The sequence below is a fragment of the Kitasatospora sp. NPDC059160 genome, from assembly GCF_042755465.1.
Taxonomy (GTDB): Bacteria; Actinomycetota; Actinomycetes; order Streptomycetales; family Streptomycetaceae; genus Kitasatospora.
Genome location: NZ_JBHZCN010000079.1, coordinates 1 through 15,183, shown reverse-complemented (window position 1 = coordinate 15,183; position 15,183 = coordinate 1). Strand labels below are relative to the sequence as shown.

The 15,183-nt window shown below is 73.1% G+C and carries 18 protein-coding genes and 1 tRNA gene; 14 read left to right on the top strand and 5 right to left on the bottom strand.

Annotated features, from left to right (window positions below; all coding sequences use genetic code 11):
* Positions 1-79: 79 nt before the first annotated feature.
* Positions 80-691, top strand: coding sequence for a winged helix-turn-helix domain-containing protein (locus tag ACFXOZ_RS29335; protein ID WP_380593269.1), 612 nt, complete (start codon positions 80-82; stop codon positions 689-691).
* Positions 688-2,028 (top strand): MFS transporter, encoded by a 1,341-nt coding sequence (locus ACFXOZ_RS29330; RefSeq protein WP_380593268.1) that lies wholly within the window; start codon positions 688-690, stop codon positions 2,026-2,028. Before ACFXOZ_RS29335 ends, ACFXOZ_RS29330 begins: the two co-directional genes overlap by 4 nt.
* A 43-nt stretch (positions 2,029-2,071) precedes the next feature.
* Here ACFXOZ_RS29330 and ACFXOZ_RS29325 read toward each other — a convergent pair whose 3' ends face one another.
* On the bottom strand, positions 2,072-4,099 hold the full coding sequence (locus ACFXOZ_RS29325; RefSeq protein WP_380593267.1) for a HelD family protein: 2,028 nt from the start codon (positions 4,097-4,099) through the stop codon (positions 2,072-2,074).
* 366 nt (positions 4,100-4,465) lie between these two features.
* On the opposite strand from ACFXOZ_RS29325, the gene ACFXOZ_RS29320 reads away from it, so the two are divergent.
* Positions 4,466-4,603: a hypothetical protein gene (locus ACFXOZ_RS29320; protein ID WP_380522814.1), complete on the top strand. Its 138-nt coding sequence runs from the start codon at positions 4,466-4,468 to the stop codon at positions 4,601-4,603.
* Positions 4,604-4,643: 40 nt separating this feature from the next.
* On the opposite strand, the gene ACFXOZ_RS29315 is transcribed toward ACFXOZ_RS29320, so the two are convergent.
* Together ACFXOZ_RS29315 and ACFXOZ_RS29310 are read right to left on the bottom strand one after the other, a co-directional pair.
* The gene (locus ACFXOZ_RS29315; protein WP_375893805.1) at positions 4,644-4,976 is read right to left on the bottom strand and encodes an ArsR/SmtB family transcription factor; all 333 of its coding nucleotides are present in this window, start codon (positions 4,974-4,976) and stop codon (positions 4,644-4,646) included.
* A gap of 205 nt (positions 4,977-5,181) precedes the next feature.
* Entirely contained in the window at positions 5,182-5,412 is a 231-nt protein-coding gene (locus tag ACFXOZ_RS29310) for a hypothetical protein (RefSeq protein ID WP_375893807.1), read from the bottom strand.
* Between the two features lie 383 nt (positions 5,413-5,795).
* Here ACFXOZ_RS29310 and ACFXOZ_RS29305 point away from each other — a divergent pair, with 383 nt between their 5' ends.
* From ACFXOZ_RS29305 to ACFXOZ_RS29275, 7 genes are all read left to right on the top strand, one after another.
* Entirely contained in the window at positions 5,796-5,999 is a 204-nt protein-coding gene (locus tag ACFXOZ_RS29305) for a cold-shock protein (RefSeq protein WP_375893810.1), read from the top strand.
* Between the two features lie 222 nt (positions 6,000-6,221).
* Positions 6,222-6,704 carry a MarR family winged helix-turn-helix transcriptional regulator gene (locus tag ACFXOZ_RS29300; protein WP_375893813.1) on the top strand — a complete coding sequence of 161 codons (483 nt, stop codon included), beginning with the start codon at positions 6,222-6,224 and terminating at the stop codon, positions 6,702-6,704.
* Positions 6,701-7,624, top strand: coding sequence for an ATP-binding cassette domain-containing protein (locus tag ACFXOZ_RS29295; protein WP_380593266.1), 924 nt, complete (start codon positions 6,701-6,703; stop codon positions 7,622-7,624). The genes ACFXOZ_RS29300 and ACFXOZ_RS29295 overlap by 4 nt, the downstream gene beginning before the upstream one ends.
* Positions 7,584-8,465 (top strand): ABC transporter permease, encoded by an 882-nt coding sequence (locus tag ACFXOZ_RS29290; RefSeq protein WP_380522816.1) that lies wholly within the window; start codon positions 7,584-7,586, stop codon positions 8,463-8,465. The genes ACFXOZ_RS29295 and ACFXOZ_RS29290 overlap by 41 nt, the downstream gene beginning before the upstream one ends.
* 50 nt (positions 8,466-8,515) lie before the next feature.
* Positions 8,516-8,806 (top strand): hypothetical protein, encoded by a 291-nt coding sequence (locus ACFXOZ_RS29285; protein WP_380522817.1) that lies wholly within the window; start codon positions 8,516-8,518, stop codon positions 8,804-8,806.
* Between the two features lie 137 nt (positions 8,807-8,943).
* Complete coding sequence (locus tag ACFXOZ_RS29280; protein ID WP_380593265.1) at positions 8,944-9,513, top strand: pyridoxamine 5'-phosphate oxidase family protein; 570 nt, start codon at positions 8,944-8,946, stop codon at positions 9,511-9,513.
* A 114-nt stretch (positions 9,514-9,627) separates the two neighbouring features.
* Positions 9,628-10,584, top strand: a complete 957-nt coding sequence (locus ACFXOZ_RS29275; protein WP_380593264.1) for a helix-turn-helix transcriptional regulator — start codon at positions 9,628-9,630, stop codon at positions 10,582-10,584.
* A gap of 16 nt (positions 10,585-10,600) precedes the next feature.
* On the opposite strand, the gene ACFXOZ_RS29270 is transcribed toward ACFXOZ_RS29275, so the two are convergent.
* Both ACFXOZ_RS29270 and ACFXOZ_RS29265 read right to left on the bottom strand, forming a co-directional pair.
* Positions 10,601-11,020, bottom strand: coding sequence for a hypothetical protein (locus ACFXOZ_RS29270; RefSeq protein WP_380593263.1), 420 nt, complete (start codon positions 11,018-11,020; stop codon positions 10,601-10,603).
* A complete protein-coding gene (locus tag ACFXOZ_RS29265) occupies positions 11,017-11,361 on the bottom strand; it encodes a hypothetical protein (protein WP_380593262.1) in 345 nt (114 codons plus the stop codon). Before ACFXOZ_RS29265 ends, ACFXOZ_RS29270 begins: the two co-directional genes overlap by 4 nt.
* Before the next feature lie 517 nt (positions 11,362-11,878).
* Here ACFXOZ_RS29265 and ACFXOZ_RS29260 point away from each other — a divergent pair.
* The 4 genes from ACFXOZ_RS29260 (at position 11,879) to pgm (ending at position 15,121) form a co-directional block, all read left to right on the top strand.
* Positions 11,879-11,958: transfer RNA gene (locus ACFXOZ_RS29260), tRNA-Tyr, on the top strand.
* Between the two features lie 100 nt (positions 11,959-12,058).
* The gene (locus tag ACFXOZ_RS29255) at positions 12,059-12,838 is read left to right on the top strand and encodes a GNAT family N-acetyltransferase (RefSeq protein WP_380522823.1); all 780 of its coding nucleotides are present in this window, start codon (positions 12,059-12,061) and stop codon (positions 12,836-12,838) included.
* Positions 12,839-12,943: 105 nt separating this feature from the next.
* Positions 12,944-13,249, top strand: coding sequence for a YciI family protein (locus ACFXOZ_RS29250; protein ID WP_380404508.1), 306 nt, complete (start codon positions 12,944-12,946; stop codon positions 13,247-13,249).
* 231 nt (positions 13,250-13,480) lie between these two features.
* Positions 13,481-15,121 carry a phosphoglucomutase (alpha-D-glucose-1,6-bisphosphate-dependent) gene (gene pgm / locus ACFXOZ_RS29245; RefSeq protein WP_375893838.1) on the top strand — a complete coding sequence of 547 codons (1,641 nt, stop codon included), beginning with the start codon at positions 13,481-13,483 and terminating at the stop codon, positions 15,119-15,121.
* The last annotated feature ends 62 nt before the right edge of the window (positions 15,122-15,183 follow it).

Sequence of the window (15,183 nt, the reverse complement as noted above, 5' to 3'; positions counted from 1 at the left end):
TCAGGGCCTGGGGCCGGGGGCGTGCAGCCTCCGGCCCCGACCCTTGTAAAGAGTTCTTTCTAAAGATAGCTTTACATGCATGCCCGAGGAGAACTCACCGCGTTCCATCCGCCTCACCGACCCCCGCGCCCTGCGCGCCTACGCCCACCCGACCCGGCTGGTGCTGGTCGGCCTGCTGCGCCGGGACGGCCCGATGACGGCCACCCAGGCCGCCGAAGCCACCGGCGAGAGCGTCGCCAGCTGCTCCTTCCACCTGCGGCAGCTGGCGAAGTACGGCCTGGTGGAGGAGGCCGGGGGCGGGCGGGGGCGGGAGAAGCCGTGGCAGGCCACCGCCATGTTCACCAGCTGGGACTCCGGCGCCATCGCGGACCCGGCGGCGGCCGCCGCCACGGAGGCGCTCCAACTGGCCATCGCCGAGCGCTACTTCGAGCTCACCACGCGCTGGGTCCAAGGGCAGGCCCAGGAGCCGGCCGAGTGGCGGCAGGCCGCGCAGTTCGGCGACACCCTCCTGCACCTGACGGCAGCCGAGCTGGAGGAGCTGGGCGGGCGGATCCAGGACCTGATGCGGCCCTACCTGGAACGGCTCGACGACGCGGGCAAGCGCCCCGAGGGCTCCCGCCCGGTCACCGTGCTGCAACTGGCCTTCCCCACCCGCGCCGACGGCCGGAGCGACCAGGAGCCGACCCCGTGACCGCGCCCGCCCCCGACAGGCCCGCCCCCGACCGGGCACCGGCGGCGCCCGACCGGACTCCCGCCGGGACGCGGATGCGCTGGTTGCCGGTCCTGCTCCGGGAACGGGCCTTCCGCCGCTACTGGACCGGTCAGACGATATCCGGCCTCGGCGACCAGATCTCCTCCCTCGCGATACCGCTCGTCGCGGTCCTCGCCGTGCACGCCGACGCCCTCCAGATGGGCTACCTCGCCGCCGCGACCTGGCTGCCCAACCTGCTCTTCGCGCTCCACGCGGGCGTCTGGGCCGACCGCCGCAGCCACCGGCGCCGGGTCATGATCGCCGCCGACCTCGGCCGGTTCGCCCTCGTCGCCACCGTCCCGCTGGCCTACGCCTTCGACGCGCTCACCCTCGCCCAGCTGTACGCGGTGGCCCTGACGGCCGGGACCCTCTCGGTCCTCTTCGACGTCTGCGACGCACCGCTGTTCAACGCCCTCGTCCCGCCCGACCGGTACGTCGAGGGGCACTCGCTGGTCAGCGGCAGCCGCGCCATGGCCCAGGTGGCCGGGCCGAGCATCGGCGGAGTGCTGGTGCAGGTCCTCTCCGCCCCGCTCGCCCTGCTGGCCGACGCGCTCTCCTACGCCGCCTCGGCCTTCGCCCTGTCCCGCATCGCCCCCGCCGAACCCCCGGCGGAACGCAAGGCCCGCGGCCAACTCGCCGAAGGCGCACGGTTCATGCTCGGGTCGCCGATGATGCGCGCCTCGCTCGCTGCCACCGCCACCGCCAACTTCTTCACCTTCATGCTGACCGCCCTGCTCGTGCTGTACGCCACCACCGTGCTGCGCCTCGACCCCGGCCTGCTCGGCGCGGTGCTGGGCGCCGGGGCCGTCGGCGGACTCCTGGGGGCCCTCTGCGCCACCGCCGTCACCAGGCGCATAGGCGTCGGGCCGACCTTCATCCTCGGCACCGCCCTCTACCCCGCCTCCCTGCTGCTGATCCCCGCCGCGCACGGGACCACCCCCGTCGTCCTCGCGCTTCTCTTCGCGGCCGAGTTCGGCGCCGGACTCGGAGTGATGTGGCTGGACGTCGCCGGGGCCTCCATCTTCGCCGCGATCATCCCGGACAACCTACGCTCCCGCGTCTTCGGCGCCTACCGCTGCGTCAACTTCGGTACCCGCCCGCTCGGTTCCCTCGTCGGCGGCGCCCTCGCCGCCACCATCGGCCTGCGCCCCACCCTGTGGGTGGCCGCCATCGGCGCCCTCACCTCCGTCCTCTGGCTCCTGCCCTCCCCGATCCGCCGACTCCGCGACCTGCCCACCCCGGCCGGCCAGGGTGAGGGCGTGTCAGACTCGCCCTGAGGGCGGCCGCCGAGCCCGCGGCGGCGACGGGGGCGTCGAGCCGTCAGGCGGGTCCGACGGTGACCGTGCAGAGGCGCTTGGTGGCCCGGGTCAGGGCCACGTACAGGTCCCGCTCCCCGCCGGGGCGGGCCGTGACGATCTCCTCGGGGTGCAGCACGACGACCCCGTCGAACTCCAGGCCGCGCGCCTCGGACGCCGGCACGATCCGCGCGTGGTCGGCGACGCCCCGGGCCGTCAGCTCGCCCACCCTGGCGTCCGCGCAGACCACTCCCAGGAGCTCGCCCGGGTGCGCGGCGCCCTGGGCGCGGAGCTCCTGGACGACGGCGGTGGCCAGCTCGTCCGCCGGCGCGGTCACGGTGCGGGGGAGCTCACCGCTGCGCAGTGAGCGGGTGGGCCGCTGGTCCGGGGCGATCCGGGCCAGCAGGTCCCGGACGCTCTCCAGGATCTCCTGGGTGGTGCGGTAACTGACGGTCAGGTCGTGCAGCTTGAACCGCGGTCCGACGTGGGGGCTCAGCGCCTCCTTCCAGTCGCGCGCCGTCGCGACCGGGCCCGCCTGGGCGAAGTCGCCCACCAGCGTCATCGCCCGCGCCGGGCAGCGGCGGACGATCATCCGCCACTGCATGGCGGTCAGTTCCTGCGCCTCGTCGACGACGGCGTGCCCGTACGTCCGCTCGGGCGGGCCGTCGACCAGGCTCGCGGCCTCGTCCAGCAACGGCCCATCGGCGTCGGTCCACGGGCCGTCCGGGTCGCGGAGCAGCAGGGACCGCTCCGGCGCGGTGAGGTGGGGCAGGTGTGCGGCGAGCGCGTCGGCGTCCGTCAGGAGCGCGTTCACGAGGTCACCGGGGACCAGCCGCGGCCACAGCAGCTCGACCGCCCGGTCCACACCGGCATCGTCGAGGAGATCGGCCCGGACGGCGTCCAGGTCCAGTTCGTGGGCCGGACCGGGGTCGGCCGCACCTTCGGCGCGGTTGCGGCCCGCCCCCGTGAACTTGTCGAGGTCCAGGCCCGTCATCGCGGCGGCATCGGCGTCGATCTGCTCCAGGAGGTCGCCCATGTCCCGTTGCATCGCGTCGGTGACGGCGTCGACCAGGAGCTCCGTGAACACCCGGCGCGCGGGGTTGTGCCCCGGTACGGCCGCGACGGCGGCGTCGCGTGCCGTGGCGACCTCCTCGGCGGACAGGTGGACCGCCTCCCGTCCGACCCGCACCGTGAAGTCGCCGGCGGGGGCCTGGCGGGCGCGCAGCAGGCCGGCCAGGGCGTCGGCGAGGTCCGTGCCGCCCTTGAGGCGCGCGGTGTCGAACCGGTCCACCGCGTCCGTGGGTACCCCGGCCAGCTCCCGGCAGGTCGCCAGGACGACGTCGTTCTCGCCGAGGGAGGGAAGGACCTGGGAGATGTAGTCGAGGAACCGGGCGTTCGGGCCCAGCACCAGGACACCCTCCTCCGCGGCCCGCGGGAACGCGTACAGGACGTAGGCCGCCCGGTGCAGGGCGACCACCGTCTTGCCGGTGCCGGGCCCGCCCTGCACCACGGTCACCCCTCGGTGGGGGGAACGGACGATCTCGTCCTGCTCGGCCTGCAGCGTCGCGACGGCCGCGTGCATCCGGCCCGTACGCCGTGCCGACAGGGCCTCCGTCAACGGGCCGTCGCCGACGACGTCCTCGTCGGTCGGGGCGCTCCCGTCCAGCAGTTCGTCGTTCACCGAGACGACCGTGCGCTCCTCCAGACGCAGGTGCCGGCGCCGCCGCAGGCCCATCGGGTGGACCGGCGTCGCCTCGTAGAAGGGCCGCGCCGCGTTCGCGCGCCAGTCCACGAGCAGGGGCAGCTCGTCCTCCTCCGTGTGCAGCCCGATCCGCCCGATGCGCAGGGCCGTGCCCTCCGCCCAGTCGATCCGCCCGAAGACCAGCCCCCGTTCGGCACCCTCCAGCCGGCCGATCTCCTTGGCCAGCCGCTCGGCGGCGATTTCCCGCTCGTACGCCTCACCGGCGCCGTCCGCCGGGGCATTCAGCACACGCGCCCGCTGCGCCCGCGCCTCGGAAAGGCGCCCGGCGAGGAACTCGTACAGGGAGGACACATAATCCCGCTCCGCGTCAACTGCGAGCGTGGAAGGGTCATTCGTCGTCTTCGACATCTTCGACAACTTCGGCAACAGGGGGCTCCTTCGATTCGAGCCATACCATACGGTCGGATTTCCTCGAAGGTAAGTCTTGACTTGTACGGTGCAGACATGTCCCTGTGACTGAATTCCATCACTTTGTCAATCGCCAATTAGGTATCCGGAAAAGGGGAATTCGGGAGCATTCTCGCGACCCTGGTCGACCTCCTGGGTAAACCGATCGCCGAGGCGGACGCCCTCTGCATCCCCACCGCCGGACACGGGGGCCCGTACGGGGATCCGCACGGGCCATGGCGTTTCATCAGTGGGCAGTCCCCCAATCCCATGACCGAGTTGGGGTGGAAGTCGGTGGGCGTACTGGAGCTCACCGCCCTGCCCGGCATCGACACGGAATGCTGGGTTTCCTGGGTCCGCGAGGCGGACGCCCTTCTTGTCAACGGCGGCGACGCGCCCGGCCCCTGACCCCCGGCCCGGAGACGCTGGGGCCGGAGGCCAGGGGATTTCAGGGAATGTCGTGGGCTTCGGTGTCGGCGGCCGCGATGACTGCGGTCAGGAGGCCGGGGAAGCGTTGTTCGAGTTCCTCGGTGCGGAGGGTGTTCATCTTCGTGGTGCCGACGTAGTACTGCCGCACCACTCCGGCCGCGCGCAGGACGGAGAAGTGGTGGCTGGAGGTGGACCGTCCGACGGGTAGGTCGAAGGAGCCGCAGCTCAGGTCAGCGCCCGAGTGGGCGAGGGTGTGCACCACTTTGCGCCTCGCCGGGTCGGCGAGGGCCTCCAACACCTGCTGGACGTTGACGTCCTCCACACCGGGGTGCACGATCACTCGCGCCGTCACGCGTGCCCGTCCCACACCCACCACCCCTTCCCACGCCTGGCCCCCGTTCCGAGTCGAACCCCCGTCAACCGCCGCGCACGGTGCGCGACTTCATGGCAGACGCTACTACGGGACGGGCCCCGCCATGCCCGCTGCAACACCTCTGCACCACAGGTTGAGCACCGGATGTGCACGTTCCGCCCGGGTGCGCCCGGGGCCGGCCGGGCTAGGAGTAGTACTTGTGGAGGTCGTCCGAGGCCATGCCGGTGCCGTGGTGGACGGCGCGGCTGGAGTAGGTGCTGCGCAGGTGGGTGGCCTGGCGGGTGCGTTCCAACTCGACCAGCAGCCCCGCGTCTTCGGAGTGTGTGCCGCGGGCCCTCTCCCGGCGGATCAGGACGACGGTGGTACCGATGATGGTGGCGACCAGTGCGGCGAGGAGCAGGACGACGGTGCCCATGTTCTCGTTCCCCCTTGTTCCGGTCCCGGGTCGGGCCCGGCCGGTGGCGGCGGGCCCCTTCCGGGGACTCTGAAGATCCTTGCACGGAACGTCCGGGATGGTCCGGTATCTGAGCGAATCCTGAGCAAGGAACGGACGGGTGCCGGCAGGGGCGGGCCGGCCCGGCGCCCGGAGCCGCGGTGCCGATGTGCGAACGCCTGGCCGGGGTGGGCGGGTTGGAAGTGGCCGGATCTGGGCGAAAGCCGGATGTGGACGGCGACCGGTCGGTAGCATGATCATTGAAATTCGCTGTCCGCGGTACTGCTGAACGCACTGTTCCTGGACGCGACCACCGTGAGGGGTGCGCAGCAGCGCGCACCCCTTCGTCCCGAAGGGAGATCGGCATGGCCACGGGTACTGTGAAGTGGTTCAACGGGGAGAAGGGCTACGGGTTCATCGCGCAGGACGACGGCGGCCCGGACGTTTTCGTCCACTTCTCCGCGATTCAGGGCAGCGGCTACCGCAACCTGGAGGAGAACCAGCCGGTCGAGTTCGAGGTCACGCAGGGCCAGAAGGGCCCGCAGGCCGAGCAGGTCCGCGCGATCTGACCAGGCGGGCCCACGTAGGCCCCGCACACAGGCCCCGTACCGGCGAGCAAGCGCCGGTGCGGGGCCTTTTGCTGCGCCTGTCGCCTGTCGCCTGTCGCCTGTCGCCTGTCGCCTGTCGCCCGCCGCCCGCCGCCCGCACCTCACCGCGCCCCTGTGTCCGCCTCCGTCCGCCCCCGTCCGCCCTCTCGACAGATACCTCTCACTGAGAGCTAAAATCGGAATATGGAGACAGGACCCACCCACCCGCCCGACGGCGCCCTCGCCGACGAGTTCTCCACCCTCCTCACCGGCATCCAGCGGATGCTGCGCCGCCGCCTGCGCCAGGGCCTGGACCAGCCCCGCCTGCGCGGGGCCCAGGTCGAACTGCTGCACCTGGTGATGGACACCCCGGGCCTGCGGGTCTCCGCCGCCGCCGAGGAACTGTGTCTGGCCGGCAACTCGGTCTCCACCCTCGTCAACCAGCTCGTCGCCCAGGACATGCTGCGCCGCGAGGTGGACCCCGCCGACCGCCGGGCCGCCCTGCTGTACGCCACCGAGGCCGCCCACCAGCGCATCGAGGCCTGGCGCGAGCGGCGCCGGGCACTGACCGGCGAGCTGGTCGCGGGCCTGCCCGGCCCCGAACGGGCCGCGCTGGCCGCCGCCCTGCCCGCGCTGCGCTCCCTCACCCAGGGGCTGCGCGACCTGCCCGAGGAGGACCCGCGATGACCGAACCGGAACCAGCAGGAACACCGGAAACGCCAGGGACACCGGAAACGCCAGGAATACCGGGAACGCCGGGAACACCAGGAGCGGCGGAGGCCGTGGTGTGCCGGGGCCTGGAGTACAGCTTCACCCACGGCCGTGGCAGGACCACCCGCGCGGTGGACGGCATCGACCTGACCGTACGGACCGGTGAGGTCTTCGGCCTCCTCGGCCCCAACGGTGCCGGCAAGACCACCACCATCCGCGCGATCACCACCCTGCTGCCCGCCGGCCCCGGCATGGTGCGCGTCTTCGGCCACGACGCGGCCCGCCGGCCCATGGAGGTACGGCGCCTGCTCGGCTACGTGCCGCAGCAGTTGTCCGCCGACGCGGGGCTGACCGGGCGGGAGAACGTCGCCCTGTTCGCCCGGGTCTTCGACGTCCCAAGGACGGAGCGGGCCCGCCGCGTCGCCCAGGCGCTGGCCGCCGTCGACCTCACCGACGCCGCCGACCGGATGGCCGGCACCTACTCCGGTGGCATGGTGCGCCGCCTCGAACTCGCCCAGGCCCTGGTCAGCGCCCCGCGCCTGCTCGTCCTGGACGAGCCCACCATCGGCCTGGACCCCATCGCCCGCACCGGCGTGTGGGAGCGCGTGGACGCCGTGCGCCGGGCCACCGGCATGACCGTCCTGGTCACCACCCACTACATGGACGAGGCCGAGCGCCACTGCGACCGCATCGCCCTGATGGACCGCGGCCGCATCCGGGCCCTGGGCACCCCCGCCGAGCTCAAGGAGGGCATCCGCGACACCCTCCCCGGCGGCGACGAACCCACCCTCGACGACGTGTTCCGCCACTTCGCCGGCCGTGACCTGGCCGACGCCACGGAAGGAGACTTCGGCGATGTCCGCCGCACCCGCCGCACCGCCAGCCGCGTCGGCTGAGCCCCCCACCCCCGGCACCACCCCCGTTGGTGTCCCGGACCTGAGCCTGCTGCTGGTGCCCCCGCGCGCCCGCACCGGCTGGCGCCTGGTGCCCGCCCGGGTCGGCGCGATGTGCGCGGTGGAACTCCAGAAGCTGCGCCACGACCGTACCGAGCTCTACACCCGCGCCGTCCAGCCGGCCCTCTGGCTGTTGATCTTCGGCGAGACCTTCACCCGCCTCAAGGCCATCCCCACCGGCGGCATCCCCTACCTCGACTACCTGGCCCCGGGCATCATCGCCCAGTCCGCGATGTTCATCGCGATCTTCTACGGCATCATGATCATCTGGGAGCGGGACTCCGGCGTCCTCACCAAACTCCTGGTCACCCCCACCCCGCGCGCCGCCCTGGTCACCGGCAAGGCCTTCGCCGCCGGCGTCAAAGCCGTCCTGCAAGCCGTCGTCGTGGTCCTGATCGCCGCCGCCCTCGGCGTCGCCATGACCTGGAACCCGCTGCGCCTGCTCGGTGTGGTCGTCGCGGTGCTGCTCGGCTCGGCGTTCTTCTCCTGCCTCTCGATGGCCATCGCCGGGATCGTCCTCACCCGCGACCGCCTGATGGGCATCGGCCAGGCCATCACCATGCCGCTGTTCTTCGGCTCCAACGCCCTCTACCCGGTCGACCTGATGCCCGGCTGGCTGCAGGCCGTCAGCAAGGCCAACCCGCTCAGCTACCAGGTCGACGCCCTACGCGGCCTCCTCATCGGCACCCCCTCCCACCTCCCCCTGGACTTCGCCGTCCTGGCCGCCGCCACCGCAGCCGGCATCGCCGCCGCCTCCGCCCTCCTGGCCCGCCTGGCCCGCTGAGGCGCCCGCCCCCGGCGCACGAGTTCCTCCCCTTCTCTTCTCCGAGGAGCATGTTGAGCGAGCATTCTGAGAGCTACCACGTCACCGGGAATCCAATGCTCGACGCCGACGGCGTCACCATCTGGCAGCGGTACGGCGGACGGGCCCCGGAGGGGTACTTCTACGACGGGTGGTACAAGTTCGAGCCTGGTCACCCCCGCTACGACGAGCTTCTTCCGCAGGCGCGGCAGAATCCGCGGGACGTCGATGAGGGTGAGAGCAAGGCCCCGATTCACCCCGAGACCATGGCCATCCTGGACGAGATGCAGCGAAAGACTCGGGAGCGGAACGCGGGGCAGTAGCGGCGACGGCGGCGTACTGTCCGGAGACGGCAGGGGGAAAGGCGACAGGAGGTGTCGGGTTTCGCCGCGAGAGTGGGGGGACCGGTCGGCGCGGTGACGGCGTCGGCCGGGGCCACGTACCACGGACAAGGGATCCCATGCTCGAGACGCCCGACGACCTCGCCCGCCTCCAGGCCCTCCTGGACGCCTCGCTCGCCCGCTCCACCGCCCATCTGCGCTCGATCATCAGCAGCGAGCGCACCCTCACCGCCGTCCAGTTGACCCGGGTGCTCACCGGGATGTGCACGCTCGCGCTGTCCACCGTCACCGCCAAGGGCGAGCCGCGGATCAGCGGGGTGGACGGTCACTTCCTGTACGGCAGGTGGTACTTCGGCACCGCGCGCACCGCCGCCAAGGCCCGTCACCTGGCAGCCCGGCCCGCCGTCAGCGCGGCCCATCTGCGGGGGGAGGACCTGGGCGTGTTCACCCACGGCACCGTGGAGACCCTCAACCCCCGGGATGGCGAGCCGGCCGCCGACTGGCCCGAACTCCTCGCCTACTTCCAGGACTTCTACGGCCGTGACGTCTTCGACTGGGAGCACGACGTCGTCTACTACCGGCTGCGTCCGCACTGGATGGCCGCCTTCGCCTCCGATCCGGCCGAACTCCTCGCGACGGTGGAGCGGGCCGAGCGGGCCGAGCGGGCCGAGCGGGCCGAGCGGGCCTGACCATGACCGTGGCCGTGCCCGGCGCCGGCCCGTACGTCGGGATGCGTCGGGTGCGTCGCGGGCGGTGACAATGGGGTGGCGGACAGCAGGGGCGGACGGACGAGGAGGGCCGGGGTGCGGGCGAGCCGGGCGATCGCGCTGCTGCTGCTCCTGCAGCACCGGCGCAGCATGACCGCCGCCGACCTCGCGGCCGAGCTGGAGGTCTCCGAACGCACCGTGCAGCGCGACGTCGCCGCCCTGGCCGAGGCCGGGGTGCCGGTGTACGCCGAGCGGGGGCGGGGCGGCGGCTACCGGCTGGTCGACGGCTACCGCACCCGCCTGACCGGTCTGGAGCGAACCGAAGCCGCCGTCCTGCACCTGGCCGGCCTGCCCGGCCCGCTGCGCGACATGGGCCTGGCCGGGCAGGCCCTGGCGGCCCGGCTCAAGGTCGCCGCCGCCCTGGGCGACGCCCCCGCGGCCGCCGCCCAGCGCTTCCACCTGGACGCCCCGGCCTGGTTCCGCGAGGCCGGGACACCGCCGCTGCTGGCCGAGGTCTCCCGCGCGGTCTGGGAGGACCGGGTGCTGCACGCCCGCTACGCCGCGCGCGGCGGCACCCGGCAGCGGCGGCTGGAACCGTACGGCCTGGTCCTCAAGGCCGGGCAGTGGTACGTCGCGGCCCGCAGCCCCTCGGGGCGCATCGGCTCCTACCGGGTCGACCGCTTCGAAACCGCCGAGGCAGGCGAGGAACGCTTCGACCGCGACCCGGACTTCGACCTCGCCGCCTACTGGGACGAGGCCGCCCGCGCGTTCACCCGGACCATGCTGCGCGAACGGGCGCTGGTGCGGCTCAGCCCGTGGGCCGTGGCCAACCTGGCCGCCCTGCTGGAGGCCACCGCCGCCGCCGACGCCCTCGCCACCGCCGGCCCGCCGGACGCCGAGGGCTGGGTCACCGTGACCCTGCCGGTGGAGGACCAGGAGATCGGCTACCTCGAACTCCTGCGCCTGGGCCCGGAGGCGGAGGCCCTCGGCCCTCCCGAACTGCGCGCCCGCCTGGCCGAGGCCACCCGCCGCGCGGCCGCCCGCTACACCTGAGCCGGGGCGGGCCCGGTCAGGTGCTGCTGTCCGGTCGTGGCGTCCGTCCTTCCTGGTCGAGGCGCGTGAGTGCGCCGCGCGCGAACTGCTCGTACCTGGTCTGGTGCCAGGGTGCGTCGGTGGGGATGTGTGCGGCGGCGTCGACCGCTTCGTGGAGGAGTGCGCGTCGTGCGTGGGGCTGGTCGGCCAGGCGGGGGTGGTCGCTGAGGCCGAGCAGGACTCTGGTGAGGTGGTAGGCGTGGGCGCGGGGGTTGACGGCGAAGAGGGTGCGGTGGACCCACAGGCCTTCCTCGCCGTCGAGGGCCCAGTGGTCGCGGATCAGCAGCCGGATCCGGGCCCGCAGGACCAGGTCCGGGTGTGGCGTCGGGTGCGGTGTCGGGTGTGGCGTCCGGTGCGCTGTCGGGTGCGGCGTCCGGTTCTCGTCCGCGTCCTTCATCGGGCGTTCGCCTGCCCGAGCCGGCGCTCGAACTCCTGGAGCTGCGGCACGGTGTGCTCCCACATGCGGCGCTGGTGGTCGGGGGCGTCGGCGGGGATGTGCGCGCTCGCGGCGTGGGCTTCCTCCAGCAGCGCCTCCCGGGCGCCGGGCCGGGCTGCCGCGCGAGGGCTGGTCTCGGCGAGCGTGCGCAGGACGTAGGCGAGCTTGTAGGCGTACACGTGGGGGTTGACGGCGAACAGGGGCCGGTAGACCCGCAGGCCCTCCTCGCCCTCCAGGATCCGCTCGTTGTGGCTCAGCAGGGTGATCCGGGCTTTCAGGACCAGGTCCGCGTGGACGTTCATGTGGCGTGTCCCCCTTCGTCGTTGCTCTCGTTCGCACCCCGTTCCTCTCGGGCCGCCGCGGCCGTGTCCGGCCGTGTCCGGGCACGGCGGCGTGCGCGCCGGCCGCCCGGGAGAGTGCGGGCGGCGGCGCGAAGGCCGTCGGGGGAGTGGGGTGTTGCACGAGTGTGCGGGGTGCGCGGGGGCGGCGGCAAGGCACAAGAAGGGTGTGCTGAGTCCTACCGATCCCTGGCCTGAGCTGGCAGGATTGGGGTCGGCACCCTCCCGGGGCCGGGCCCGGAAAACCTGTTGCGCCCCCAGGAGCGCATGCGGCACGCTGATCGCGGAACACACCGACGCAGCGCAGGGAAAGGGGAACGGGCCATGGCCAGCAGTGGCGCTCGATATCGCCCCCGCCCGCGCGCGTTCGGCTATCGCCCGGCGCGCTGAGCGTCCCCTCCCCACGGGCGTTCCCTTCTTACGAGCGTCCCCCGCTGCCCGCGCCCTCCTGGCGTTGCGGGCCGGGCGCGGACGTGACCCCGGGCGAGCTGGGCACTGGAGAGCCCAAGGGCCTGTAAAGCCCCCGCTTCGGCTGTGGCGGTTCGAATCCGCCCTCGCCCACCCCATTCCCGCGCACCATCCCCGAATCCCGAGGTGGCCCAGTGGGTCGATGCCTGATTGGCCCTGTGTGGCCGGTCAATTCGGTACTACGGTAGGCAGCATGACAACCGGAACCGCCGCGACCGACCAGCCCGTATCCCTCACCCTTGCCGAGGCGCCGCTGCGTCAGGCCCGCAACTCGGCCGCCTTCTGGGCCGCGACGGGCGACTCCCGCGGCCACGAGGTGATCCGGCGCCGCGGCTTCCTCGCCGTCGACGGCGACGAGCGCGCCGGCCTGCGGATCCTCGTTCAGGAGAACGACCTCGACCAGGGCGAACTGGCCGAGCTGGCCGAACTGGTGCGCAGGGCCCCCGGACCGGTCAACGCCGAGGACCCGTTCAGCGCCACCGACCTGAGCCATCTGGGCCTGCGCAACTGGCAGATGCCCGTCATGCTGCGCCTGCCCGCCGCTGCCCCTGCCGCTGCGGGCGGATCGGGGCTGGACGTGGTGCGGGTGAGCGGTGGCGAGGACCTCCGGGCGGCCGAGCGGGTCGTGATCGAGGGTTTCGAGCTGGCCGCCTTCGAGCCCTACCGCCCCGGTGAGCTGTTCCCGGCGGCGCTGATCGGCCGGCCGGGCGTGGACGTCTTCCTCGCCTCGCACCAGGGGGTCGCCGCGGGCGCCTGCGTCAGGGTCGTGGACGAGGGCCTCGCCAGCCACTACTGGGTCGGCACCGCGCCCGCCTTCCGCTCGCGCGGTGTGGGCCGGGCCGTCATGACCGCCTCGCTCGCCGACCTCGCCCAGGTGCCGGCCACCCTCACCGCCTCCAAGCTGGGCCGCCCGCTGTACGAGTCGCTGGGCTACACCGTCGCCGCGCCCTCGACCTGGTGGGCCTCCCGCTGAACCGCGGTGCTCCGGTGGTCCAGTGTCCCGGTGTCCCGGTGCCCCGGTTCTTCGCCCCGCCGCCCCGCCGCCCCGCCGGTCGGCCCGCGCCGCTAGCCTGACGGCATGTTCGTACTGGAGCTGACGTACACCACCGCCGAGCTGGAGCGGATCGACGAGGCCCTGCCCGCGCACGTGGCGTGGCTGAACGGCCACTACGCCGCCGGCACCTTCCTGGCCTCGGGCCGCAAGGTGCCGCGCGACGGCGGGGTGATCCTCGCGGTGGGCGAGGACCGGGCGGCGATCGAGGCGCTGGTGGCCACCGACCCGTTCGTCCGGCTGGGCCTGACCGAGTACCGGGTGACGGAGTTCCTGGCCACCGTCACCGCCCCGGCGCTGGAGGCGTACCGCCAGCAACTGCCCGCCTCCTGAACCCCTCCTGAACCCCTCCCGAACCCCTCCCGGACTGTTCCCGGACTCCCTCCGCGTTCCTCCGGACTCCTCCGCGCTCCTCCGTAGCCCACCCGCGCCCTGCGCGGAATCCCGCTCCCGTGCCCCGGACCCGCCCGTACGGTTCGGGGCACGGTCGTCTTGTGGCTACGATCGGTGAGCGCGGGGCGAGGACGTAACGCGAGTGTTCGTGGAATCGGCGGGAGTGGACGGATGGGACACGCACGGGCCGGGCAGCCGGCGCAGCCCGGGGACCTGGTGGATGTGGCGCGGTTGGTGACGGCGTACTACGCGCTGCGCCCCGATCCGCAGGAGGTGGCGCAGCGGGTCGCGTTCGGGACGTCGGGGCACCGCGGCTCCTCGTTGGACGTGGCGTTCAACGAGGACCACATCGCCGCGACCACGCAGGCGATCTGCGAGTACCGGGCCGAACAGGGCGTCGCGGGCCCGCTGTTCCTCGGCGCGGACACCCACGCGCTGTCCGAGCCGGCCAAGGCGACGGCGTTGGAGGTGTTGGCGGCCAACGGTGTGCGGGTGCTCATCGACGACGCCGACGGGTACACGCCCACGCCGGCGGTCTCGCACGCGATCCTGGCGCACAACCGGCGCAGTCCGCGGGCGTTGGCGGACGGGATCGTGGTGACGCCGTCGCACAATCCGCCGCGTGACGGCGGCTTCAAGTACAACCCGCCCAGTGGGGGGCCGGCGGGGTCGCAGGCCACCGGGTGGATCCAGGACCGCGCGAACGAGCTGATCCGCGAGGGTCTGCGGGGGGTGAAGAGGGTCCCGTACGCGCGGGCGCTGGCCGCGGCCACCACGGAGCGGTACGACTTCCTGGGCTCCTACGTGGAGGACCTGCCGTCGGTGCTGGACCTGGACGCGGTGCGGGCGTCGGGGCTGCGGATCGGCGCGGACCCGCTGGGCGGGGCGTCGGTGGCCTACTGGGGGCGCATCGCGGAGGTGCACCGTCTGGACCTGACCGTGGTCAACCCGGTGACGGATCCGACCTGGCGCTTCATGACGCTGGACTGGGACGGGAAGATCCGCATGGACTGCTCCTCGCCGGCGGCGATGGCGTCCCTGATCGGCCGCAAGGACGAGTACGCGATCGCCACCGGCAACGACGCCGACGCCGACCGGCACGGGATCGTCACGCCCGACGGGGGGCTGATGAACCCCAACCACTACCTGGCGGTGGCGGTCGACTACCTGTACCGCCACCGGGCCGACTGGCCCCGGGACGCGGCGGTCGGCAAGACCCTGGTGTCCTCCTCGATGCTGGACCGGGTCGCCGCCGATCTGGGACGTGCGCTGACGGAGGTCCCGGTCGGCTTCAAGTGGTTCGTCGACGGCCTGCTGGAGGGTTCGATCGCCTTCGGCGGCGAGGAGAGCGCGGGCGCCTCGTTCCTGCGCCGTGACGGCGGGGTGTGGACCACCGACAAGGACGGCATCCTGCTGGCCCTGCTCGCCGCCGAGATTACCGCGGTCACCGGCGCCACCCCCAGCGCGTACTACCGCGAACTGACGGAGCGTCACGGCGCTCCGGCCTACGCCCGTGTCGACGCCCCGGCGGATCGCGAGCAGAAGGCGCGTCTGGCGCGTCTGGCGCCGGAGCAGGTCACGGCGGGCGAGCTGGCGGGGGAGAAGATCACCGCGGTGCTCTCCCACGCGCCGGGCAACGGGGCGGCCATCGGCGGTCTCAAGGTGTGCACGGACAACGCCTGGTTCGCGGCCCGCCCGTCGGGCACGGAGGACGTGTACAAGATCTACGCCGAGTCGTTCCTGGGCACCGAGCACCTGGGCCGGGTGCAGGAGGAGGCCCGCGCCCTGGTCGGCGAGGTCCTCGGCGGCTGAGCCGCCCGGCTTCGGGCGTCGGCCCCGGCGGCGGCCCCGGACACGGTCCCGGCGCTCAGGCC